At 51.5% G+C, this 24,244-nt stretch carries 20 protein-coding genes; 8 read left to right on the top strand and 12 right to left on the bottom strand.

Annotated features, from left to right (window positions below; genetic code table 11):
• Positions 1-100 precede the first annotated feature (100 nt).
• The 5 genes from H9Q13_RS09015 to H9Q13_RS08995 all read right to left on the bottom strand — a co-directional run bounded on the left by H9Q13_RS09015 (position 101) and on the right by H9Q13_RS08995 (position 6,078).
• A complete protein-coding gene (locus H9Q13_RS09015; RefSeq protein WP_191183471.1) occupies positions 101-2,194 on the bottom strand; it encodes a M56 family metallopeptidase in 2,094 nt (697 codons plus the stop codon).
• On the bottom strand, positions 2,191-2,580 hold the full coding sequence (locus H9Q13_RS09010) for a BlaI/MecI/CopY family transcriptional regulator (RefSeq protein WP_191183470.1): 390 nt from the start codon (positions 2,578-2,580) through the stop codon (positions 2,191-2,193). The genes H9Q13_RS09015 and H9Q13_RS09010 overlap by 4 nt, the downstream gene beginning before the upstream one ends.
• Positions 2,581-2,876: 296 nt before the next feature.
• Positions 2,877-3,956, bottom strand: a complete 1,080-nt coding sequence (locus tag H9Q13_RS09005) for a site-2 protease family protein (protein ID WP_191183469.1) — start codon at positions 3,954-3,956, stop codon at positions 2,877-2,879.
• A gap of 89 nt (positions 3,957-4,045) precedes the next feature.
• Entirely contained in the window at positions 4,046-5,026 is a 981-nt protein-coding gene (locus H9Q13_RS09000) for a TIGR03885 family FMN-dependent LLM class oxidoreductase (RefSeq protein WP_191183468.1), read from the bottom strand.
• A 137-nt stretch (positions 5,027-5,163) separates the two neighbouring features.
• A complete protein-coding gene (locus H9Q13_RS08995) occupies positions 5,164-6,078 on the bottom strand; it encodes an alpha/beta fold hydrolase (RefSeq protein ID WP_191183467.1) in 915 nt (304 codons plus the stop codon).
• A gap of 124 nt (positions 6,079-6,202) precedes the next feature.
• Here H9Q13_RS08995 and arfB point away from each other — a divergent pair, with 124 nt between their 5' ends.
• A complete protein-coding gene (arfB, locus tag H9Q13_RS08990; protein ID WP_191183466.1) occupies positions 6,203-6,619 on the top strand; it encodes an alternative ribosome rescue aminoacyl-tRNA hydrolase ArfB in 417 nt (138 codons plus the stop codon).
• 52 nt (positions 6,620-6,671) lie between these two features.
• On the opposite strand, the gene H9Q13_RS08985 is transcribed toward arfB, so the two are convergent.
• On the bottom strand, positions 6,672-8,630 hold the full coding sequence (locus tag H9Q13_RS08985; protein WP_191183465.1) for a S9 family peptidase: 1,959 nt from the start codon (positions 8,628-8,630) through the stop codon (positions 6,672-6,674).
• A 196-nt stretch (positions 8,631-8,826) separates the two neighbouring features.
• Between H9Q13_RS08985 and H9Q13_RS08980 the strand changes: the two genes are divergently transcribed.
• Positions 8,827-9,465: a hypothetical protein gene (locus tag H9Q13_RS08980; protein ID WP_191183464.1), complete on the top strand. Its 639-nt coding sequence runs from the start codon at positions 8,827-8,829 to the stop codon at positions 9,463-9,465.
• Positions 9,466-9,717: 252 nt separating this feature from the next.
• On the opposite strand, the gene H9Q13_RS08975 is transcribed toward H9Q13_RS08980, so the two are convergent.
• From H9Q13_RS08975 to H9Q13_RS08965, 3 genes are all read right to left on the bottom strand, one after another.
• Positions 9,718-9,876 (bottom strand): hypothetical protein, encoded by a 159-nt coding sequence (locus H9Q13_RS08975; protein WP_191183463.1) that lies wholly within the window; start codon positions 9,874-9,876, stop codon positions 9,718-9,720.
• Positions 9,877-9,909: 33 nt separating this feature from the next.
• Positions 9,910-10,125, bottom strand: coding sequence for a hypothetical protein (locus H9Q13_RS08970; RefSeq protein WP_191183462.1), 216 nt, complete (start codon positions 10,123-10,125; stop codon positions 9,910-9,912).
• 68 nt (positions 10,126-10,193) lie between these two features.
• Entirely contained in the window at positions 10,194-10,370 is a 177-nt protein-coding gene (locus H9Q13_RS08965; RefSeq protein WP_191183461.1) for a hypothetical protein, read from the bottom strand.
• Between the two features lie 299 nt (positions 10,371-10,669).
• On the opposite strand from H9Q13_RS08965, the gene H9Q13_RS08960 reads away from it, so the two are divergent.
• On the top strand, positions 10,670-11,566 hold the full coding sequence (locus H9Q13_RS08960) for a cyanophycinase (protein WP_191183460.1): 897 nt from the start codon (positions 10,670-10,672) through the stop codon (positions 11,564-11,566).
• 3 nt (positions 11,567-11,569) lie between these two features.
• Here H9Q13_RS08960 and H9Q13_RS08955 read toward each other — a convergent pair whose 3' ends face one another.
• Positions 11,570-12,469 (bottom strand): NAD(P)/FAD-dependent oxidoreductase, encoded by a 900-nt coding sequence (locus H9Q13_RS08955; RefSeq protein WP_224744179.1) that lies wholly within the window; start codon positions 12,467-12,469, stop codon positions 11,570-11,572.
• Positions 12,470-12,712: 243 nt separating this feature from the next.
• Between H9Q13_RS08955 and H9Q13_RS08950 the strand changes: the two genes are divergently transcribed.
• Both H9Q13_RS08950 and H9Q13_RS08945 read left to right on the top strand, forming a co-directional pair.
• Positions 12,713-13,954 carry an OmpP1/FadL family transporter gene (locus tag H9Q13_RS08950; protein ID WP_191183458.1) on the top strand — a complete coding sequence of 414 codons (1,242 nt, stop codon included), beginning with the start codon at positions 12,713-12,715 and terminating at the stop codon, positions 13,952-13,954.
• 18 nt (positions 13,955-13,972) lie between these two features.
• Entirely contained in the window at positions 13,973-15,298 is a 1,326-nt protein-coding gene (locus H9Q13_RS08945; protein WP_191183457.1) for an SGNH/GDSL hydrolase family protein, read from the top strand.
• Positions 15,299-15,377: 79 nt separating this feature from the next.
• Here H9Q13_RS08945 and polA read toward each other — a convergent pair whose 3' ends face one another.
• Positions 15,378-18,230 (bottom strand): DNA polymerase I, encoded by a 2,853-nt coding sequence (gene polA / locus H9Q13_RS08940; RefSeq protein ID WP_191183456.1) that lies wholly within the window; start codon positions 18,228-18,230, stop codon positions 15,378-15,380.
• Between the two features lie 220 nt (positions 18,231-18,450).
• Between polA and H9Q13_RS08935 the strand changes: the two genes are divergently transcribed.
• The 3 genes from H9Q13_RS08935 to H9Q13_RS08925 all read left to right on the top strand — a co-directional run bounded on the left by H9Q13_RS08935 (position 18,451) and on the right by H9Q13_RS08925 (position 21,514).
• On the top strand, positions 18,451-19,095 hold the full coding sequence (locus H9Q13_RS08935) for a hypothetical protein (RefSeq protein WP_191183455.1): 645 nt from the start codon (positions 18,451-18,453) through the stop codon (positions 19,093-19,095).
• 253 nt (positions 19,096-19,348) lie between these two features.
• Positions 19,349-19,915: a hypothetical protein gene (locus tag H9Q13_RS08930; RefSeq protein ID WP_191183454.1), complete on the top strand. Its 567-nt coding sequence runs from the start codon at positions 19,349-19,351 to the stop codon at positions 19,913-19,915.
• A 225-nt stretch (positions 19,916-20,140) separates the two neighbouring features.
• Positions 20,141-21,514 (top strand): sigma-54-dependent transcriptional regulator, encoded by a 1,374-nt coding sequence (locus H9Q13_RS08925; RefSeq protein WP_191183453.1) that lies wholly within the window; start codon positions 20,141-20,143, stop codon positions 21,512-21,514.
• Here the strand turns inward: H9Q13_RS08925 and H9Q13_RS08920 are convergent.
• Positions 21,511-24,120 carry an ATP-binding protein gene (locus H9Q13_RS08920; RefSeq protein ID WP_191183452.1) on the bottom strand — a complete coding sequence of 870 codons (2,610 nt, stop codon included), beginning with the start codon at positions 24,118-24,120 and terminating at the stop codon, positions 21,511-21,513. The two genes, H9Q13_RS08925 and H9Q13_RS08920, sit on opposite strands and share 4 nt — an antisense overlap.
• Between the last annotated feature and the right edge of the window lie 124 nt (positions 24,121-24,244).

The raw sequence follows: 24,244 nt of genomic DNA, 5'->3' as shown, positions 1-24,244 counted from the left end.
GAAAAAGAACATCCACGGGTATGTTTAGTTTAATTCCAAATATAATAAAAAAAGCCCTTACCTGATACAGGCAAGGGCTTCGGGAGCAAATAGATAGCTGTTACTGCTGCGTAGACTGTATCTGCACTTTTTTGCCGTCCCGCTTATATGTCAGGTCAAAGGGCTTACCTTCCCTGGTTTTCATGAGGTTGCGGTACTTGCTGTGCAGCGCCTGCGACTGCTTCTGGCCATGGATGTAGAGTCCTTCCTGGTTGATTTTGAAATCCGTCACTTGCTCTCCCTCCTTCAGCAGGCCGTCCTTTATCATCTCCTGCCTTACCTGTTCCAGAATTTCCGTGCGCTCTTCGTGGCTTCTCATGTTCGCCTCATGGCGGCGCATGTTGGCTTCGTGTCGCTTCATGTTTGCTACGTGCCATTTCAGTGATTCTTCCTGGTATCGTCGCATATCGGTTTCGCGGGATTTGCCGGAAGATGCCTCGGCTTGCATGTGGGCACGGCTTTCCACTTCTTTAACATGTTTTTCTATCTGCTCAGTATACCGTGCCATGTCTTGTTCGTATTTTTTCATCATCCGCTTGTGGCGTTCCTGGGCCTCTCTCCGCTCCTTGGAGTTTTCCTCCCCGAAGGTGAGAGGCGGCATCGGTGGAATAGGAGGCAATGCAGGCATGGGAGGCATACCCGCTCTCGGCGCTACACTTGGCACGGCGGGGGCTGGCGGCGCAGGCGGAATTGGTGGGGCAGGCACCTCAAATCCCAGGCTGTCGGGACCAGTGAAGGTATAGGTATAATGGTAAGACCGCTCTTTGCGGCGCACATCTGCCAAGGCTTCTTCCGTTTCCTTGATGACCTGCACACGCTCGGCCTTCTTCATGCGTGGCGCACGTTTGGTCGCCTGCAGGCGCTGCTCTATCAGTTCCTGAAACTCAGGGATGTCCTTTTTAGGGATGCGTTTGCCATTGACGTACAGTTCCGTCACTTTCCCCTTTTTGTTCTTGATCATGATGATATCGGAGGTTTTTCCGGACGAGTCCTGTATGGTCAGGGTGGTGGCCACAGACGACTCTTCTTCAGGTTCCGGCAACTCCAGGGCTACCGGCAGCACATGCTCCTCCTTCGTGACGAAGGTATAGGTCTCTTCGGGTTGAGGCTCCTTCTTCATACCGGCCCAGGCGCCAAAGGAGAGTAGCATAAAGCCACCAACCACTACCAAGGCTGCCACAAAGCCTTCTCCAAAAGAAGGACGCAGGTCGGCGGCGCTCACCAGTCGTTTCACACGGCTGAGCAAAGAGCCCTTGTTGCCGGTCAGGGCAAGTGCATAAGCCGGAGTGGCCGGCATGCGGAGCGTCTCCAGCTGGGCCAGGGCGCGGGCATACGTTACGCTGTCGCCGCAGGCTTTCACAGCCAGGTCGTCGCAGCAGTGCTCGCGCTCGATGCGCACCACCCCCGACATCCACCAAACGGCCGGATGAAAGAAGAAAACGGTTTCTACGATTTGTTGGAGTATGTTAAGCAGGTAGTCATGGCGCAGCACGTGGGCCAGTTCATGCGCCAGCACCGCTTCCACCTGTCGCTGGCTGAGTCCCGTCACGGCCCCGATCGGGAACAGGATAACCGGTTTGAAGTAACCGATGGCCATTGGTACCTGCACCAGTGCCGACTCCACCAACTGCACGCCGTGGCGCACACCCATACTTTGCTTTACCTGTGCCAATGTTTCCTGCCAATGGGCACCGAGGGCCTGGGTTCTGTAGTTTCGCAGTCGTTGGATATAAGCCAACCCACCCAGAAAGCGCAGCGTCATCACCAGCAGACCCAGTAGCCAAATGCTTACCAGCAGTGGCAGATGCGTCTCAAAGTATACCTTGCCGGAATCAATAAACCGGGGCAGTGCCGGAGTGCTCATTGTAGCGGTTTCCTTTACCTGAGTGCTATAGGCCACCATTGAGCCAATAGATGAAGCCGCTACCTCCTCGCTTGAATAAACCCGGACGAACGTAAACACAAACAGAACCAATACAGTGGCCAGTCCCAGCAGGGAGACGGTATAGCGCACTTTGGCCGAGTGCCGGTTGAGTAGGATCAGGAGCAGGGCCAGTACAAGGGCAGTCAGGGCGCCTTGCCACAGCGAGTGGAGCAAAGCCCAGCCCAGGGCAGATGTCAGGGTTTCGGGTAAGAAATCGGTGCTGAAGTTCATTTGTCGCCTCCTTTCATTTTATCTAATAAGTCGCGTATCTCGTCCAGTTCCTCCTGTGAGGCCTGGTGGTTCCCCAGAGCCTGCATCACCATTTTCATGGCCGAACCCCTGAAAGTGGTGTCCAGAAAGCGGTCCAGTAGGCGGCGTTGGGTATCTTCTTCCTGCAGCAGGGGCATGTAAACGTGCGAGCGGCTTGCTTTATCGGCCGATAGCATGCCTTTTTCGGCCATGATCTGCATTAGCTTTAGTGTAGTGGTATAGCCGGCATCCTTGGTTTTGCTGAGCTCATCGTGCACAAAGCGCACCGTGCAGGGGCCATGCTGCCAGAGAACCTGAAGGATCTCCAGCTCTGACTCGGTTGGTTTTTGGGATGGGTCTAAGGTCATGTTGTATAGATGATTAACAGGTATAAGCAGTTGCAGCTGCTAATATGTACGAATATTTTCGTAAAAGGAAATGTTTTATACGATTTTTTTCGTAGTTTATAGAAAAAGCATGAAGTTTCAGGTATAGCTTGCTTTACTACAGAAAAGAATCGCTGCAATTCGGGGGAAAATGTAAGAAGGTGTACGGCCTGTTAGCGCACGATCAACCGGAATTTCAGCAAGATCTTTGACTTATGCCCTAGGAGAAGTAGCGACTTGGTAAGGTTTGAACTTCAGATTTTTAATATGGCGCAGCACTAATGCGCCAAAGCAGACTTGATCAGGATAAACTCGTTGATGTTGTCGGAATTGATGACACCAGCCAGGCGGCCGTTGTCCAGCACCGGAAAAAGAGGCGCTTTCGTTTTCTGCAGCTCGGTATAGGCCTCGGCCAGCTTGTCCTGCACATTAAAAGCCTTTACCTCCTGCGTCATGATCTCCGCCACCGGTTTTTCTACCTGCTCCTCCTTTACAGCCTGGATAAGTTGCATGCGCGTGAGTGTGCCCACTACCTGGCCATCCTGCTCCACGACAAAATCATGTTCCGAGCCGGTAAGCAGTTTGCTCAAGGCATCGCGCACGGTTTCGGTGGGGGTCAGTGTCACGAAGTTGGTCATCATGCCCTCTCGCACCAGGTGGCCACGCAAAAAGTCGAGGTGCTGCACGAGCATGTTCTCGGACCAGGCACCAAAGAAAACAAATATGCCGATCAGGATAAGGAAGGGGTTATAGAAAAAGCCGATGAACACAAAGAAGATCGCCAGCATCTGACCGAGGTTCGCCGCAATCTGAGTCGCCCGTACCCGGCCCAGCTTGAAGGCAAGCAGCGCCCGCAATACCCTGCCGCCATCCATCGGAAAGGCAGGTATGGCATTGAAGATTACCAGTATGAGGTTGATGAAGAAAAGCAGATAAAAGAAGTTGGCCAAAGTAATGCGACTGAAGAACTCCTCACCCGGAATATCGCGGAGTGGAGGGAGCACGATCCAGAGCACCAGGGCAATCACCACGTTCACGGCAGGACCGGCCACGGCTATAAGCAGCTCCTGTTTCGGGTTTTCAGGTATACGCTCCAGGCTGGCCACCCCGCCAATGGGCAGGAGGGTGATCATTTTGGTATTGACTCCGAATCGCTTGGCGGTGAGCGCATGGCCCAACTCGTGCAACACCACACACAGGAAAATGGTAAGCACAAATGCCAAGGAAAGCAGGGTGGTAAACAGATCAGAGCCCCGCTGCATTTCCGAGAAAACAATCCAGCCCAGCAGGATAACAAAAGTCCAGTGCACCAGTATCTTGATGCCCGCTATTCTGCCCAGTTTAAGTGACCATTTCATAGGATGCCTCTACATGACGTGTTATACCTATAACGTGCTCACTGTCCATAAGTTAAAGGTATAGCACGTCATGGTAGGCCGGCTATACCTTAGCGTAGAAGCTGTGGCACCACCTTCTCGCCAAACACCTCGATAAAGCGCTCCTGTTGCATGTTCACGTTGTGCAGAATAAGCTGACTGAAGCCCAGATCAATATCCTGCTGAAGCCATTCCAGGTGCTGGGCCGGGTCAGAGGAGATGCGCACGTGCTCGCGCAAGTCTTCCTCCCGCACAAACTTAGCGGTCTGCTCCAGTTGTTCTGCAGTGCGCAGGTCCGAGAGCACAGCGCTCGGGAATATATTGGAGCGCCACTGGTCATGGGCACCCTCTAGCGCCTCTTTCTCATCTTGGGCATAGGATAGCTGCACTTTCAGGTACATCGGTTTGCCCTCGCCTCCACCCTTTCGGAAGGCCTCCACCATTTTTTTAAGTTCTTTAGGCGGGCGTGAAGTCGTGATAAGCCCATCAGCCCAGCCCCCTACCCATTCGGCTGTTTTCTCTGTGATGGCGGCTCCTATGATCATGGGGGCAACCTTCGGGCGGGTATAGAGTTTCGCCTGCTCCACGGTTACGAGTCCGTGGTGCGTTACGGTCTCGCCGTTCCACAGCGCCCGGATGATGTCGACGCACTCTTTCAGGCGGTCGTTTCGGTCCTGCTTCACTGGCCAGTGCTCACCTGTTATCTGTTCGTTGATGTACTGGCCGCTGCCCATGGCCACCCAGAACCGCTCCGGAAACATTTCGGCCAGCGTGGCGGCAGCCTGCGCGATTATGGCCGGATGGTAGCGCTGGCCAGGCGCATTGACAATACCAAAAGGCAGCTTGGTGGCCTGCATGGCGGCTCCCAACCAAGACCAGGCAAACCCGCTCTCGCCCTGGTCGAGGCTCCAGGGGGCGAAGTGGTCGGATGACATGGACGCATTGAAGCCTGCCTGCTCTGCCAGCCGCACAAACTTGAGCAAATCACTGGGTTTGAACTGTTCGTGAGAGGCATGGTAGCCGATTCGCAGATTGCTGTCTTCTTGTTTCATAGGTATAGCCGCATTAGGTTTGGGTTGTAATGCATACGGCTATACTTTGTGCTTTGGTTTCGGAAAAGCGTGACAGTATAGAAAAGGAGCAAACCCTTCAGAGTCTGCTCCTTTTTTATACCAAGAAGTAAGTTGGCCTAGCTTTTCACCTTTTTTAGGAAGCTGCGCACATGCTTGTGAAACGCGGCGGTTTGCTCCTGATAAGGGCAATGGCCGGTATCCATGGGACGGTATGTTGCGTTCGCAAACTTAAACAGGCGGTAGTGGTTCGGGCCCACCGACAGGTCGTTGTTGCCTGAGATAACGAGTACCGGCATTTTAAGGGAAGCCGATTTTATAGTAAAATCCTGCGCATATTCCGGGAAGTCCCATACCTTGCTGCCAAAGTCCCAGTTAAGGGTGGTGTCCATAACAGCATTCATTTGGTCGAACATCTCCTTCTTGGGGTATATCATTTTGTACATCAGGTTGTTTTGGTTAAGCTGGTAAGCCACCCCGTTCAGTGCCTCGCCTATAGAGCCCTCTGCCTTGCGGAAATCCGACTCAGGCCTGCCCAGCAATCTGGCGCCGTTGGTCACGTAGCTCTCCAGGGCATCGTTCAGGTATAGCGTGGTGTTCACGAAAATACCGGCTGAAATGCGCTGCGGATGCTGGTAGGCGTATTCTGTGGCAATGGTGCCCCCAAAGGAGTGGGGCATGAGCATCCATTTGGCGTAACCAAGGTGCTCGCGCAGTTCTTCGAAATCCTGCACGACACGGGCGAGCGAGTAGTCCTTATCCGGGGAGCTGGAGGATCGTCCGCAACCCCGCTGGTCCACATAGATCATGGTCATGTCCTGCTCCACCACGCTGCCGCCGAGGGCGTAGAAATATTTGGTCCAGGAGCCCGGGCCGCCGTGAATAAAGAGACAGGGTTTGCCCTCACCGGCCATGCGCACGTATAGTTGCACGCTGTCGGAGGTGGTAAAGTAAAACGACTTGTTGCGGGCGTGCAATGCCTGCGGCGCAGCTATCAGCGCAAAAAGGAGGCAGGCGAACAACAGCTTTTTCATAGAGTAGGGTTAGATTTTTTGCAAAAGACGGTCTAACTCCTAAAAAGACGCAAGCAGGTACAAAATTATTTAGACAGGTATAGCCGGGCGGCAGACTCAGGCAATTGGTAGGTATAGAACAGGTATGATAGATTTAAAACAACGGGATTTTGAGAAGGAGCTGAGTTTTCAGGCTTCCAGGAGTGGTGGTGCCGGAGGCCAGAACGTGAACAAAGTGGCTTCTAAAGTGGAGTTGCGCTTTCAAGTCAGCGAATCGGAACTGCTGACCGATGACGAGAAATTACTGGTGCTGGAAAAGCTCGCCAACCGTATCAACAGCGAGGGGTACTTACAGGTGATATGCCAGACAGAGCGTAGCCAGCTGAGAAACAAAGACCTTTGCATCGACCGCTTTTATGAACTGTTGCGCCAGGCACTGACCAGGCAAAAGAAACGCAATGCCACAAAGCCAACCCGGGCCTCTGTAAAGCGACGGTTGGAGTCGAAGAAGCGGCAGGCGGATAAGAAGTCGAACAGGGGCTACCGCGGCGGAGATATTTAAATCCTGACCTGAAAGCAACAGTGTATGCCGCCCCCAGGTCAGGATTATGGATTTACTGTCCGGAAGTACCGGCTTGGCCGGATGTTTCTCCTTTCAGATGTTTGTTTAGGAAAGCCAGCACGGCGCTATAGCCTTTTATCTCATTTTCCTTTTTTACAAAGCCGTGCCCTTCGTCCGGGAACACAATGTACTCAACCGGCACGTTGTTCTTTTTCACGGCCTCTACTATTTCATCGGACTCTACCTGCAGCACGCGCGGGTCGTTGGCTCCCTGCAACACAATCAGCGGTTTCTTGATCTGGTGGGCAAAAAAGAGCGGCGACTTGTTGTACAGGGCAGCGGAATCGGTTTTGGGATTGCCCATCTCTTTGTAAAGCGCCTCCCTAAACGACTCCCACCATGGCGGAATGCTCTGCAAGGTGCGCAGCCAGTTAGATACGCCAAAGATGTTTACGCCGACCGCGAACTCGTCTGGGGCAAAGGCCAGTCCGGCCAGCACCATGTAACCGCCGTAGCTGCCACCCATAATGCCGATTTTTTCCGGATCAACATAGCCGGTTGCGGTCAGAAACTTTTTGGACTCAATGCAGTCTTTCAGGTCAACGTCACCATGTTTTTGATCGTCGGCGGCGAAGAAGGTCTTGCCGTATCCGGAGCTGCCCCGGTTGTTCACCGCTAGCAGCACATACCCGTGGTTGACGATGTACTGCATCAGCGGCGAGTAGTTAAGGCGCGTCTGGCCGCCAGGCCCGCCGTGAATCCAGAGCACGGCCGGTCTTTTCTCGCCCTCCTTTATGCCTTTGGGTTTGTAAAGCAGCGCCGGTATCTCCATGCCGTCATAAGAGGTATAGCGCACCACCTGTCCCTCCACCAAATCGTCAGTGTCGATTTTAGGGTTCATAGTGTCAGTGAGCTGCTTCGGCTTTTCTCCGTCAAAGCGGTACACAAACAGGTTATTGGGAGATTTGGAGCTGTTTACATAAAATGACATCAGGCGCTCGTCATCAGAGAAACGAACAGCGGTGATATCGCCGGCAGGCATAGAGGGCAGGGTAACGGGTTGCCCGGTGGCTACCTCGTAAATTTTCACTTCTGTGCGGGCGTCCTTGTTAATGCCGGTTACCCGGTATTTGCCGTTGCGAGAGAAATACGAGTACATAATGTCCCAGTCTGCCTGCTCTACTTCTGCCGTCTTGCCGGTAGCCAGGTCGTAGCTTTTCAGGGAGGTGAACTCCCGACCCTCGTCGGTGAGGTAGTACATCTTTTTGCCGTCAGGTGTAAAGGTTTCCGGATAGTATTTTACGTCCCCCTGTCCTTTGGTCAGCTGCTTCAGCTGCTTGGTCTTGGTGTCGTAAAGGTACATGTCCGTTTTGTTGGTCGTGATGCTCTTCACCAGGCCCAGATAGCGCTTATCCCTGGAAATAGCCGCTACGTCCAGCGCCTGGTCATTTTTGTATACCAGCTTCGGTTTTAGACTTTTCAAATCCATTTCGTAGAGGTCGAACATGCGCTCATCCCGCTTATTGGAAATGTAAAAGAAGCTCTGTTTGTCGTGGCTCCAGTCGGTAAACTCTGCCTTGGCTTTCGCATCCGGTGTCAGGTCACGGGAGGTGCCGTCGGGGTTATGCACATAGAGGTGCGTTATCTCGTTGCCGCCCTGGTCGCTGGCATACAGGATACGATCGCCGTCCGGGAAATAGGAGATCACGAAAACAGAATTGTCTGTGGAATTGGTCAGCTGCTTCGGCTCGCCTCCGCTAACAGGAACCTCAAAGGCGTTGTAGATGCCGGTCTCGTTGCTGGAGTAGAGAATTTTGCTGTTGTCAGGGGAGATGGCATTCCCCCGGATGGAAGTCGTGGCCATGAATTCCTCGATAGAGTAGGTCTTAACCGATGCGGCAGTCTCTGTAGTGGCGGTAGCGGCCGCATGGTCCTGTTCACTGACGGAACTTTGACAGCCGGCCAGCACTGCCACCAGAGAAAGGGTAGCTGCCTGTAATAATTTTTTCATGGTTTTTATAGTTAGTGAGAAGGTATAGTACTCGTTAAGCTACTGAAATGCAGCCTAAAAGGCAAATATTATAGAAATTATATAGTATAAAATTGTAATTTATCTTTAAAGTAATGCTGCTTGAATCAAATAGCTACTTTGCTAAGCTAATAGGTAAGATATTTGTCTAAGCAGAAAGAGAATCCTAGAACCCTACATGAAAAATTACTTTTTGGCAGTGCTCCTGGTGGTAGGGGTAGCCTCGGTTAGCCAGGCGCAGAAATACAGAACGGCGGCAGGTATACGGCTGGGAGGAAATGAGTTTGGCGCTACTGTGCAGCAGAAAATCCTGGAGAAAAGCACCCTGGAAGGTATAGCCCTGGTCGGGGCGCGCGAGTATAGTGGCACTGTGCTCTTTCAACAGCATTTCCCGATTCTGGGCAAGCGCTTTAACTACTACCTGGGAGGGGGCGGACACATAGGCAATTTCAAAGACAGCGGCGTTTTTACAGGTTTGGATGCCGTGCTGGGTGTAGAGTATAAGGTCAACGGATTGCCTATTCTGCTCTCTGCCGACGTAAAGCCAGCTCTGCACTTCAATCATGAAGACTGGGTTAACCTGGCCACAGGCATTTCGATACGCTATGTAATCTTACCAGATAAGAAAGAAAATAAAAAGATCTGGCCTTTCAGTAAACAGGAAGTTGAAGAAGAGAAAGCTGGATGGCCGTTTGGCAAGAAGAAGGAAGAGCCACCCAAGAAGAACACATGGCCTTTCGGGAAAAAAGAGGAGCCCGCGCCAGAGCCTGAGAAAAAGATAGACCTCAAGAAGATATTTAAGAAACAGGAGAACTAACAGAAAGCCCGGCCAAACAGGTCGGGCTTTCTGCATCTTACAAGTCAAGAATTCACTTGTAGCCTGGTCGCGAGCAACGCAGGCGAGGCCAGGTGAAGGGTAGTTAATTGAATTTAAGCTTGTTTTGATGAATTTCTAAAAGGCATATGCCTTGTTATGACAATAGATTCTTGACAGGTATACCGAAGTGCGGAGATCTCGGGAAGAGGCCGCAGGTATAAGACGCTGCCTGGAGCGTAAGGGTGTCCCTGGCTACATAAGCGCTGTTTGGAACGCTACGGTATGTGGATCGGAAATGGCCAGGGTACGCTCTGTTTGGCGCTCAGCCAGCAGCAAACGGGAGTCAAATGTATTTTTCATGGCAAAGCAAAATGCTGCCACCAATACAAATAACAAGATTATGATTTTCATGGTTTTAATTAGGCTACAGGAGCGATCAAGGTGCTAGGGTTGCTCTAAAGTGGCTTTCTCTTCTAAGTTTTCTTCATCATCAGGTGAAATGCGGGGAGCAGTCACTACCACCTCGGGCAATAGGTTAGGGTATTTTTCAAGAGCCTTCAGCTCGTTTCTCTTTTGAATTTCTTTAATGTCGCTGGCGGTCTTTGTGCCGGCTGCGCCAAGGGCTGCGGTCATACCGAATAATAGGATTAGGATTTTCATGATGCTATAGGTTACTGGTTTTTTTGATTTGGGCTTATAGATAGTTAGAGGTGCTGTGGTTGTTGGTTTTAAGCTTTGGCAGCTGTAATAACCACCTCAGGAAGTAGGTTCGGGTAACTTCTGAGCTCTTTCTGCTCTTTTTGCTGCTTATACTTAGCGGCAGTTACCTCAATATCGTCGGCGGTTTTTTTGCAGGTGGCGCCGAAACCCAAGACTAATGCGAAAAGAAGAATGATGATTTTCATGGCATAAATATTTTAGGTTAATTTTTGATTTCTAAGTACTTAATAGATAGTGTGCTTAGGTGAAAGGTTGCTTGGGACTCTGAAATTTTTTTTACTTTTTATGACAAACGTTACATCTCGTGTGTCATGGTTGCAAAGCATTGTTTTTGAGTATGTTATACGAGAAGTGGCATCCAGAAGGGCAAAAACGTGTTCAGGGGCGCACAAGGGCGTTTCCGTTAGCGGACAGCAGCCAGGTTGCCTGCAAAGAGGCGTTTTGAGAACTATCTTATAAAGTAAAGGAATTTAACCTGTTGTAGGTGTTAAGAGTATACAGTACAGCTTTTGAATACACTATAACAGGCGATACAGACTACATGAGTAAAGGCACCCTAATAGCCCTTGGTGGAGGGTACGACGATGATCTGATCAAGCTCATTCGTTCGGAAATCTGCCCGATAAACTCTTCTATCGAAATAATCGCTACAGCAGCCACAGAGCCTGAGGAGTCAGGGATGGCGTATAAGAATGCTTTTGAGGAGCTGGGCTGCGGCAAGGTGCAGTTCATGCTGATAGATGAGGAGCACGAAGCGGACAAGCCCGAGTACCTGGAGCGCATGCGGCAGGCCGATGTGATCTTCTTCACCGGTGGCGACCAGGTGCGGCTAACAGAGTTTCTGAGCGGCACCCAACTGCTGGACATTATGAGCAAACGCTATCACGAGGAGCCTTTGATCATTGCAGGCACCAGCGCCGGAGCCGCCGTGATGTCAGACCGGATGATCTACGATGGCTATGGCCACTACTCCCTTATCAAAGGCGAGATGAAAACGACCCAGGGTTTTGGGCTCATCCAAGGTGTGTACCTGGATACGCACTTTGTCGAGCGCGGCCGGTTTGGCCGCTTGGCGCATGCCGTGGCGCACGACCCACATTACGTTGGCATCGGGCTGAGCGAAGAGACAGGCATTATTATTAAAGAAGGCAACAAGGTGGAAGTGTTCGGTACGGGTGTGGTTACCATTATAGACGCCAGCAAGATCAGGTTTTCCAACACGAGGCAGGTCTCTGAAAACGAGCCTATCGCAGTGGAAAACCTGATTATGCACATGCTGGTGGAGGGCTACCGCTACTGTCTTAAAGAACACCTGTTTCAACCTGTGGAGCATGTGCCGCGGCAGCAGGCGGAGACGAGCAATACGGCTCCCGCAACTTAGCCCTTATACCTTTACTCTATCCTCTTCCTGCAGCTCCATGTTGATGGCCACGCCCGCCTTGGCTCCCTCGGCGGCGGCCACTATCACCAACTGCATATCGCGAGCGGCGTCGCCGGCTACGTATAGCCCCGGAATGTTGGCCTGCTGCAGCCGCCGGGTCTTGATCACGCCTTTGCCCGTAAACTCACAGCCCAGCTGTTTCCCTATATCAGACTGCTGGGTGGTTTCCCCGGAAAAGAACATGGCCTGTTGCTCCCGGCTTTGGCCGTTTTTCAACTTGATGCGCTGCAGCATTCCCTCCTCGCCCTCAAGTCGCTCTATCGCGTCTGTGCATACCTTCACACCATTGTGTTTCAGCAGATCGAGGTCCTGGGTGCGTAGTTTGTCGGTGCCGTCGGTGTAGAGGGTCACATCATCGCTCCAGTTTTTCATGGCCAGCGCCTGCCCTATACCTGACCTTTCTTTCCCATACACCGCAATGGCCTTGTCGCGGCTTTCCCAGCCATCGCAGTAAGGGCAGTGGTGCACGCTCTTGCCATACATGGACTCTATACCTTCCACCTCCGGCAGGGCATCTTTCAGGCCGGTGGCCAGCAACAGCTTGCGGGAATGGTACACATGGCCCTCCTCGTCGTCTATCACATACATGCCTTTGCTGTAGGTGGCGGTGGCGACAGCTTTGTCTATTATCTCGATCTCGTACTTTTGGAGTTCTTCACGTCCCTTCTTGATGAAATCTCTTGGGTTCACGCCATCGCTGGAGAGGAATCCGTTCATGTTGACAGCCCAGCGGTTGCGGGGTTTTCCACTGTCAAACACCAATACCTTGCGTCTGGATCTGCCCAGGATCATGGCGGCGTTGAGTCCGGCCGGGCCACCTCCTATAATTATTACATCATACATAAGTTTCAAAGTCGTGTTTATTGAGCCTATGTAAACGTAGAATACCGCAACAGGATGAACTCGTTTGGGAAAAAGTGCCCGGGCAAAAACCTGAGCAGGCCCAAAGCAGGGCATTTATTTCTGTTTTTCGACTAATATTGGAATTTATTTGAAAAAAGGGAGGCGCACCGCTATTGGAAGTATGAATGTTTTATATATTTGTTTAACCTTACTAACACCCTATATTTAAACAAGTCGCATTTTATGAAAAGCAAAATCTTAGCCCTATTAGGTAGCGCCCTCCTATCGGGCACAGCCATGGCCGGAGGATATCAGGTAAACCTGGCAAGCCAGCGCCAGATTGGCATGGGCCATACCGGCACCGGTTTACTGACAGGTACCTCCAGCATCTTCTTCAACCCGGGTGCCATGAGCTTTATGGATTCCAGAGGAGCTGTAACGATCGGAGGCAGCGGCATCATTTCCAAAATTGCCTACAGTGCGCCAGAGTCTGGAGCTATAACTGCACGAACCGATAACCCGACAGGCACGCCTTTCCAGGTATATGCCGTGTATGGCATCAATGAAAAACTGAAGGCCGGTCTGGGTGTGTACACACCTTTTGGAAGCACTGTGCAGTGGGGAAATGAGTGGAGCGGACGCTATGCGCTGAACCAACTGAAGCTACAGGCAATCTACATACAACCGACTGTAAGCTATGCGATCACTGATAAACTGGGCGTAGGTATAGGCCTGAACTATGTGGTGGGCAATGTAAACCTGCAGCGCTCTGTGCCTGTACAAAGCCAGGACGGAACCGAAGGCGGTATTGAACTGGACGGTTCTACGGAATCGGCATGGGGCTTTAATGCAGGTGTGTACTTCCAGGCAACCGAAAAGCTTTCCATTGGTGTGAACTATCGCTCAAAAGTTGATTTGAGGGTAGAGAATGGCGACGTGATGTTCAGCAACATTCCGGCGGCGGCCCGTGGCAACTTCCCGGATGGCACTAGCTTTAACGCCGAACTTCCAATGCCTTCGACTCTGTCTTTGGGCCTGGGCTTTAAGCCAAGTGAGCGCCTGACATTGGCAGCCGATGTGAGCTACGTAGGTTGGGACGCTTACGAGAAGCTGCGTTTCGACTTCAGTCAAAATGTTGGAGGAAGCTCATTTTCTGAAGCAGGCAGAAACTACGAGAACACGTTTATTTACCGTATAGGTGCTGAGTACATGGTAGCAGACGGCCTGGCCCTGCGCGGTGGCGCATACCTGGACAAAACTCCTGTGCAGGACGGTTACCTGACGCCAGAAACGCCAGACGCTGACTCGCGCGGACTTTCAGTTGGCTTAGGCTATAACGTGTCTGACAATATCAGCCTGGATGCCTCTTTCCTGTACATCAACAAAAAAGAAAGAACCGATGCATCTAACCTCTCTGGTGGTATAGCGGGTACTTACAAGTCTATTGCCTACATCCCTGGCATCGGTCTGAACTTCAAATTCTAATTCTCTTTTCTAAAGTATATGAAAAAGTTTTTCTATAAATCGAGTGTGCTGGCCTTAATGGCTGGTATATTCCTAACAAGCTGCGACCCGGAGATCGACACGCCTTCGTCGAGTGCGGGCGAGCTCAACCTAACCAAATATGTGGCGGTTGGCAACTCACTTACAGCAGGCTTTGCTGATGGCGGTTTATACCGTTCAGGTCAACTCAACTCATACCCGGCTATTATGGCCGAGCAGTTTAAGTTAGTTGGCGGCGGTGAGTTTACACAACCATTATTCACGGAGGCCCAGCGCAATGGTTCAGGCTATCTGCGCCTTACCGGTTTCACTGCGGCGGGTTTACCAATATTAACCCCTGTAACTTCAGAATTAGCTGTGCGTGGCATGGGACAAGACGGTCGAACGCTTCTTTACACTAAATTTGCACAACCGGTGCAAAATCTTGGTGTGCCAGGCATCCGCATGGAGAATGTAACTACGGCTGGCTATGGCTGGAATAACCCACTAGGTTTCAACCCGTACTTCGAGCGTTTGTTGCCAGATGCTCCGGTTCCGCCTAAAAGCGGAGCGCTAACTCCGTATGTTGATCTGGTAGCAGCGTCTAATCCAACATTTTTCACGATGTGGCTGGGTAACAACGATGTGCTTGGGTATGCCACTTCGGGTGGCCAGGGTAATATTACCACTGAGGCTAATTTCAAGACGAACTTAGATGCCATGATGACGGCCTTGCTGAAAACTGGTGTAAAAGGTATGGTAATCAACATTCCTGATGTAACAGGTATACCTTACTTTACGACCAAGGCTACGGCAAGCTTAAGACAGATGGCAGCAGCAGCTAATGCAAAGTTGTATATCACAACTGGTACAGGTACTGTGCGTGAGGCAACTAACGACGACTTTGTATTGCTTCCTTCCACCGTAGGCACCCCAGAGCAGGTAGGTACTATGACAATCCCTCACGGATTTAGCCCGTTCAATGCATTGGCTAACAGCGAAGTGCTTGACAAAGATGAGGCAGCAAAAGTTAAGCTAGCCACACAGCAATTTAACCAGGCGCTTGCCGCCAAGGCTAGTGCGAATGTGGGACTTGTGGATATGAACGCTTTCTTTAACTCTGTTCAAATGAAAGAAGGTAAACCACAGTTGAGCATCAATGCCGTGGCTTATTCACCTGCTTTTATCACTGGCAACTTGTTCTCGCTAGACGGTGTGCATTTGACCCCTCGTGGTTACGCTATCGTGGCGAACAAGATTATTGATGACATCAACAAGAAGTTTAATTCCCGTATACCGAAAGCCGACGAAACCAAGTTTCGTACTGTGCAGTTCCCTGTGAACTAGGTATAGTTACTATCAAAAAAGGCGCCTCCCGCAAAGGAGGCGCCTTTTTTGATTCTGGAGGTTCTAGGTATGCTATACCTTAGTGCGCTTCCAGCCAGTTCTGGCCTACGCCCAGTCCCACTTCCATTGGCACGCTCAGCGGCAGTGCCTGCGACATGAGTTCCACGATTTTCGGTGTCACGATGTCCACTTCTTCTTTCGGCGCGTCGAAGAGAAGTTCGTCATGCACCTGCAGGATCATACGGGTTTTCAGGTTTTCGTGGCGGAGGTACTCGTTTATATTGATCATCGCGATCTTGATGATGTCGGCAGCCGTGCCCTGTATGGGGGCGTTCACGGCGTTGCGCTCGGCAAATCCCCGGATGGTGGCATTGCGTGAATTGATGTCACGGAGGTAGCGGCGGCGGCCCAGCACTGTCTCCACATACTCCTGCTCACGTGCTTTCTCAATGGCACTGTCCATGTATTCTTTTACGGCCGGGAACTCTGCAAAGTAAGCCTCTATGATGTCGGCGGCTTCGCGGCGCGGTATGCCCAGCCGCTCCGAAAGGCCGAAGGCCGAGATGCCGTAAATAATGCCGAAGTTGATTGTTTTGGCCTTGCGGCGCATCTCACTGTCCACTTGGTCGAGCGGCACGTGGAACACCTTGCTGGCCGTGGAGGCGTGAATGTCAAGCCCGTTTCGGAAAGCCTCCTTCATGGTTGGATCACCGCTAAAGTCAGCCATGATGCGCAACTCTATCTGGGAGTAGTCCGCCGAAATGATGAGGTGCTTGCTATCGCGCGGCACAAAGGCCTTGCGTATCTCGCGTCCGCGTTCAGTCCGGATCGGGATATTCTGCAGGTTGGGGTTGGTAGAGCTCAGGCGCCCGGTGGCTGTCACGGCTTGGTTAAAGGAGGTATGCACACGGCCATCCAGCTCGCAAACCAGTTGTGGCAGGGCATCCACGTAAGTCGATTTCAACTTGGAGAGTTCACGGTGGTCCAGAATCAGGCGCACGATCTCGTGCTCGCCGGCCAGCTTCGAAAGAATCTCCTCGCCGGTGGCGTACTGCCCGGTTTTGGTTTTCTTGATTTTGGATTTCCCGTGCAGCCCCATTTTGTCGAACAGCACTTCACCAAGCTGTTTCGGAGAACCGATGTTAAACTCTGTGTCGGCCAGTTCAAAAATGCGGGTTTCTATACCTTTGATCTCCTGCTCCAGTTGCAGTGAAATATCGGCCAGTGCATTGGCGTCGATGGAAATGCCTTCTTTCTCAATATTGGCCAGTACCTGCACCAATGGGTTTTCTACGTCATTGAACAGCTTCATCAAACCCTGCTCCTGCAGCAGCGGTTCGAAGTAATGCTTCAGGCGCAACGTGATGTCAGCATCTTCGCAGGCGTAGTCCTTTACCTGTTCCGGTTTCAGGTCCGCCATGGTGATCTGGTTCTTGCCTTTCGGTCCGATGAGGTCGGTGATCGGCACGGGGCTGTAGTTGAGGTAGGTTTCGGCCAGTACGTCCATGCCGTGGCGCATTTCGGGCTCCAGCAGGTAATGGGCCAGCATCGTGTCGAAGATCGGCCCGTTCACCTCTATGCCGTAGTTCTTCATTACCAGAATGTCGTACTTGATGTTCTGGCCAATCTTGGCGATGTTGGGATTCTCCAGCACATCCTTAAACTCGGCAGCAATGCGCATCGCCTCCTCCGGGTTATCCTGGGGTAGCGGCACATAGTAAGCCTCGCCCGGCAGGTAGCTAAAGGACATACCAACGAGTTTAGCCGTGATCGGGTCAATGCTGCTGGTCTCCGTGTCGAACGAAAATTCCTGCTGCTTTTGCAGGTAGCGGATCAGGCTTGCGCGCAAGTCCGGCGTGTCAATCAGGTGGTAGTCCTGCAGCGTGGTGTTGAGCGTTTGCAAAGGCGCGGTTTCGGTTGCTATACCTATGGCGTCGGCCTCGACGGCAACAGCGGCCCCGGCCACAGGCGAGTCAAAAAGGGAAGTCTGCTGCTGGTTTGACGGCTTGGCTTTGCGGCCTGCTGTTTTCACAGCCGGGGCATCTGCCATGGAGTGACCGAGCACACGCTGCATAAGTTGCCTGAACTCCAGTTCTGCAAAAAGCTCAGCGAGCTGCTCTTCGTTCGGTCCGTCGTAATGCAACGCTTCGGCGCTGAAAGGCACGGGCACATCGCGGTGAATCGTGGCCAGTTCCTTCGACATCATGCCTTGGTCAGCAAAGTTGACCACATTCTCTTTTTGCTTGCCTTTGAGCTGGTCGGCATTGGCGATCAGGTTCTCCACGGAGCCAAACCGCTGAATGAGCGCCTTGGCCGTTTTTTCGCCTATACCCGGTATACCTGGAATGTTATCCACGGCGTCGCCTTGCAGCCCCAGAATGTCAATGACCTGCTCTACACGCTCAATTTCGAATTTCTCCAGTACACGGGGCACATCCCATACCTCCACGGCATTGCCCAGGAAAGCGGGTTTGTAAAGGAAAATATGATCCGTCACGAGCTGACAGTAGTCTTTGTCGGGCGTCATCATGTACACATCAAAACCATCTTTCTCGGCTTTGCAGGCCAGCGTGCCAATGATGTCATCGGCCTCAAAGCCGTCCATAATGAGGACCGGTATGTTGAAAGCCTCCACAATCTTCTTGCAGTAAGGTATAGCCAGCGAAATATCCTCGGGCTGCGCCTGCCGGTTGGCCTTGTAAGCGGCGAAGTTATCGTGGCGGAAGGTTTTGGCGGCCGAGTCGAAGGCGACACCGATATGGGTTGGTTTTTCCTTTTGGAGCACCTCCACCAGGGTGTTGGTAAAGCCGAGGGCGGCCCCGGTGTTCATGCCTTTGGAGTTGATGCGTGGGTTTTTGCTGAAGGCAAAATGTGCCCTATAAATTAATGCCAGTGCGTCTAGCAGGAATAATTTCTTTCTTGGTTCGCTCATGTTATAAAGGTAGAAGCTACCGGCCTTATCTGCAAATATAAGACGCTTGGCACATCATAGCCGCTTTGCGTTCCGGTCATCTGTAACATCGGCGAATCCTTATTCCGTCACTGGTTGGCGAAACATAAATTATATATAGCATTTTAATTATGTTCGGAATAATATTTGTAATTTTCTCATTCGAAATGAAAACAAATACTACAAAAGATTGAAAAGCCTTATGAAGCAACGAATGCGTTTAAAAACCGCCGTGTTGAGTATCGGGATGATGCTGATGGCATTGGTGAGCCAGGGCCAGGACCTCATTATCAAAAAAAATGGGGATGAAGTGGTGGCAAAAATTGTGAAGGTTGGTACTGACACGGTACACTACCGTATGCTGAGCGATGCCAGCGGTCCGTTGCGCTTTGTCTTAAGGCAGGATGTGGCGCAAATGCAACTGGCCACGGAGCCTTCTCAGACTCAACTGAACCAGCTGCCACAGGTAACTACCCCTGACGAGTATGTTGTTGCCGCTGTTGGCAGCCCTGCCGGAGCGGCAGGCAACAAACACAAAGCGGATGATTTGGTGTACCAGGCCCGCCAGGATGCGATGATGTATTACAAAGGCCAGGGACCGCTCTGGGGCACAGCAGGTGCCACCTTCCTGTTTCCGCCAGCTGGTTTGGTGACCGGCATTGTGATGGCGGCTGTACCTCCAAATGTTGACGCCACTTTTCATCCGAATTACCAATTGATGCGCGAGCCAGTATACCGGCAGGCGTTTCAGAAGCAGGCCCACAAACGCAAGGTAGGCAAAGCCGCCGCTGGCTTTGGAATCGGTTTCGGTGCCCTGATTGCCCTAGCCCTGGCAATAGGAAGCTAACTATTTTGGTTCTTTAGCCTGAAGAGTTATCCGTTAAAATCTCGCCGGCTAGAAGTATTTTATTGATTAAATCCCCAATGTGTGGAAAAAATTCTACAGTGCTATGTAGGATTCTACACATTGGGGATTTTTAATTTTTTTATTAATGTATTGATATTCAGTATATTAACTTGCTTTAGATTAATGGCATGGTTTTGATATATAGCCGTTTCAGAAATAAATACATTTCTAGTACCAAGCGCAAAATAAAACTATGAAAAAGACAACATACCTGGCAGCAGCCATCGCACTTTTAGGCTTTGCATCACTTGACGCAAACGCTCAAACAGATAAGAGCAAGAAAAAGTCGAAAAAGAAGCAAGCTATAGAGCAAACTGAGGTGCAGACCGAAGCACAGGTTGGAGCTGAGAACCAGGTAAACCATGAAAAGCAGGTACAGACCCAAACGGAGACTGTAGTCGAAACACAAACTCCTGCTCAAACGGTAACACTGGGCCAAAAAGATAAAAGAGAAGCCATCACACAAGAGGAGCTTCCAGAGCCAGTGAAGCAGGCGCTAAGCGCCGAAGCCTTTAGCAGCTGGCAGGTTGTAGAAGTATATCGGGTAACACCAAACGAGAATGCACGTGGTGCCAATGCCCAGGGATCTGAGAACCAGGCAGAGCAGGCTACTCAAAACTCGCAGGCGCAGAATGCACAGGCTAATTCCCAGGGACAGGGTGCCAAAGCGTTTTATGAGATTTACTTCACCAACGAGCAACAGCAAGACGCCAAAGTGCGCATTGACGCACAAGGCAACATTATAAGAGACCAAAAATAAGCCACAATAGATTAGATATTTTAACGAATATCTGTTGGAACAAGCCTCCGCCACGCGGGGGCTTTTCTGTTTTATACCTGCAGGAGAAACAACTCAGGTATAGCTGGTATGTAATTTCTAAGAAGGCCTAACCCTTAATCGGCGAAGTCAGTAAACAGGCTGTGGTGCGCTTTTATGTGGCAATACTTCTTGCTTGCGCACGAGCTGCGTATATTACTCCTAATTATGCCCAAGATACTTCTGATCGACGACGATCCTACCTTTTGCCTCATGCTGAGTACTTTCCTGAAGCGACAGCAGTATGAGGTGAAGACCGCCTTTACCGCCAACGAAGGCCTCCAGCAGCTGAAAGCCGGGACCTTCGATCTGGTACTGACCGACTTCAGACTGCCTGACAAAAACGGGCTGGAACTGCTGGAACAGATCCGGGTGCTGACCACGGAGGTGCCCGTAATCCTGATGACGCACTATGCTGACATTCGTACGGCGGTGAGAGCCATCAAAATGGGTGCTTTCGAGTACCTTGCCAAGCCTATCAACCCAGACGAAACCTTGCTGACCATACGGAAAGCCCTTAGCCGAAATGCGAAAGGAGTTGAAAGCGAAGCGGCTATACCTATGCGGAACAGGTTTTCATTTGTGAAAGGAGCCAGTCCTCAGTCGCTGCAACTGGAAGAGTACATCGCCCTGATAGCGCCTACCAACATGTCGGTGATCATAGAAGGTGAGAGCGGAACAGGCAAGGAATACGTTGCCCGCAAAATACACCAGAGCAGCAAGCGCCATAACAAGCCTTTTGTCGCAATCGACTGTGGTGCTCTGTCGAAAGAACTGGCCGGGAGCGAACTGTTTGGGCACGTGAAAGGCTCGTTCACGGGAGCCATGGCCGACAAGGAAGGTCAGTTTGAGGCGGCTAACGGTGGCACGTTGTTTCTGGACGAGATTGGCAACCTGTCTTACGAGATTCAGGTGAAGTTGCTGCGGGCCATACAGGAGCGCAAAGTCCGCAAGATAGGCAGCAACACCGACCTAGATGTGGATGTGCGCATTATCGCGGCTACTAACGAGGACCTGGTGCAAGCTGTGAGCCAGGGTGAGTTTCGGGAAGACCTATACCACCGCCTCAACGAATTCAAGATCAACATTTCCCCATTGCGCGATCGGCAGGCTGATATCCTGATTTTTGCGGACTATTTTCTGGAGGTAGCCAACCACGAGCTGGAAAGGGATGTAAACGGCTTTGATGCAGCTGTTACGGTGGCGATGGAGAGGTATAGCTGGCCCGGTAATCTCCGAGAGCTCAAAAACGTGGTAAAGCGGGCCGTGCTGCTGGCTAAAGGCAATGAAATTACGCTGGACGACCTTCCGCCTGAAATCGCTTATCACATACCCATGCCAACCAATATAGTTACCCCGCCAGACGCTACCCGCGTAGCGCCTGTGACCGACTTGCGCAGCGCCACTGAGCGGAGCGAGAAAGAACTGATACTGGACATGCTGGAACGGGTGAAGTATAACAAATCCAAAGCCGCACGCCTGCTCAACATCGACCGCAAGACGCTCTACAACAAAATGCGGCAGTACAACATCGACGCTTAGGCGATCGTATCCGCAGTTATCTGGCTCGGTTCCAGCTCGGACGCCAGTGCCGCAAGAACCTCCGCCGCGTCGTGCTGCAGTTGTTGGGCAATGGCCGGAAGGGTGGCTGTTTGTGGCTGTGGCTGGTGCAGGAGCTGTTCGAAGGTATCCAGTGCCGGCAACACAGTATGGGCTTGCAGGTGTTGGAAGGCCGTCTTCATCTTATGGGCCAATTCGCCTACCTGTCTCCAGTTTTGCGAATCAACCGCTTCCTGCAATTGCGCAAGGTTCTTACGGTTGTCGGCTACCAGTACCTCCAGCACCGCCCGTACAGTCTCTTCATCATCTCCGGCAAAAGCACGGATCTCATCCAAAGTATAAAGGCTTGCTTTTGCGTTCCTCAGGGCAACAGTGCTGCTGACCGTTTCTGTTTTGTCAGGTATAGCTGCGGGTACCAATGCCTTGCTGAGCTTTTGGTGCAACTCCTGTTCTGTAAACGGTTTGAGAAGGTGATCGGATATGGGCGTTTTGGCAAAAAAACGACGGTTGCTGCTCATGATATTGGCCGTAAGCGCCAGTATAGGAACAGTGGCATTTTCTTTCCGGATGGCTTTTGATACAGCTTTTCCGCTCATGCCCGGCAGCTGTATATCGGTCAGCACCACATCAAAATGCTTTGTTTGGATAACATCCAGCGCCTGTTGCCCGTCGTTGGCCAACGTAACCTGCATACCCCAGCGACGCAGGATCAGCTGACAAAGCATGCGGCTATACGCATCGTCATCGATGACCAACACCGACTTGCCTGCCAATACGTCGGCTGCTGCCGTCCCTTGTAGCACCTGGGGTGCTATAGCACTTTCTGCTTCGGCCGTTACACGTTTCATTGGCAATACTATGCTGAAAGTCGTGCCCTGGTTGGGCGTGCTGCGCAGCGTAAGAGAGCCTTCCTGCATTTCGACCAGCTTCTTGCTGATTGATAGGCCCAAGCCCGTGCCACCATACTTCCGGATGATGGAATCGTCGGCCTGGTTAAACTCCCCAAATACGTGCGCGGTCTGTTCCATCGGGATGCCTATACCTGTGTCTGATACCTCGATGAGTACCACGACACGGCCACGGCGCTGCGACTTGAGTCGGCACCGTACATTCACCTCACCCTCATGCGTGAACTTGATAGCATTGTCGACCAGATTGAAAAGCACCTGCTTAAGGCGCAGGCAGTCCCCGAGCAGATGGCCATGGAGGTGCTCATCCATGCTGCAGGAGAATCCTATTCCTTTGGTACTGGCTTTCAAGCGAAAAGTCCGCTCCACTTCGTCCAAGAGATGCTTTATCTCAAAGGGTGCCAGGTGCAGGTAGAGTTTACCGGCCTCAAGTTTAGAAAGGTCCAACACGTCGTTCACAATGTGCAGCAAGTGTTCTCCGGCGCTGTGTATAGCCTGTAGGTGTTCCTGCTGCTGTGGCTGCAATGCCGTCCGGGTCAGCTGTTCCGAAAAACCCAGTACAACGTTCAGGGGGGTGCGAATCTCATGGCTGATATTGGCTACAAAGGATTCCTTGGCCCGTGCCAACTGGATAGCTTCTTTTCGGGAACGTCTTAGTTCTGCCTTGTACTTGCTGCTGCGGGTCAGATCGCGGAGAATGACGATGATAAAAGCAATGCCACTAACGAGACCGAATATACCTACCAGCAGCAGAACCAGTGAGGTTTCTCCAGCGACTTCCCTGGCCTTTTCCGAGCTGAGCCTGGCCTGTTGCAACTCATGCTTCTCCAGGTCATAAATCATGCTCCTGATCTGGTCCATAATCTGCTTGTCCTGCTGCAAAAGTGCCAACTCTTTGGCTACCAACGCATCTTCCTGCTTCTGTACTTCGCGCTGCACCTTATTCAGCACGTTACGTACCTTGGCGATGGATGCTACTTTTGTAGCGCGCGCTTTGCTGGTATCAGTGGTGTACTCCTGCTTAACATCGATCTGAGGAACGACAATGGGTACTGGTGGTTCCTGCTCTTTCGGTTTGGTGTCGGCCCGCTTGGAGAACAGTCTGCTCAGAATTCCCTTTTTACTTTCCTGCTGAGCGGGAGGAGCGTCTTCGTTAAAAGCCAGCCTATCGGAGATCGTGGTGGTAGTGCGCTGGTTGATGGTCGTTGTGGCCTGTTCGGAAGCAGAAGAAGTAATCTGCTGAAGTGCTTTGTCAGAGTAACTGTTACGGTCCCGGTTTTGCCGCTTGATAGCCACATGCTGCTCCATGCTCTTCTTTTTGGCAAGCAGCAGAGCCGATATAGAATCTATCTGTGCCAGCTCCGCAGGGTTATCCTGCATCAGGTAACGGAGCGAATCAATCTGATTGTTGACGGTTCCCAGGTTTTCGAGGTACTCCTTGAAGTGCCTTTCTTCTGTGGTAAGGGTATAGGCCCGAATAGAGCCCTCGGCTGTTGCGATGTCGGCCAGGGTATGCTGCAGCTTGGCCAGTTTGGCGTTTGGCTGAGACAGCACCGTAACAGAGCTAAGTAACTGGGTAAAACTATTGTAGGTCAGGTATATGGCAATGGCAATGATCGAAAACGCCAGTGTGAAACCAATAACTACCTTTGATTTTATGTGCTTGTTGCTAATCCTCATGCTTTGCAGACAGACTCCCTATACCTGATGAAAAGAAGGTTACTGGTTACGTGTTTGTTTAACAGCAAGATAACCAGCATAATATAGGGGTAAACATAGCGCATGCAGAATAGGTTGCACTCGG

The sequence above is a fragment of the Pontibacter aquaedesilientis genome (assembly GCF_014773225.1).
GTDB classification, from domain to species: domain Bacteria; phylum Bacteroidota; class Bacteroidia; order Cytophagales; family Hymenobacteraceae; genus Pontibacter; species Pontibacter aquaedesilientis.
The sequence above is the reverse complement of the archived record's forward strand: the minus strand, read 5'-3'. Positions and strand labels throughout refer to the sequence as shown.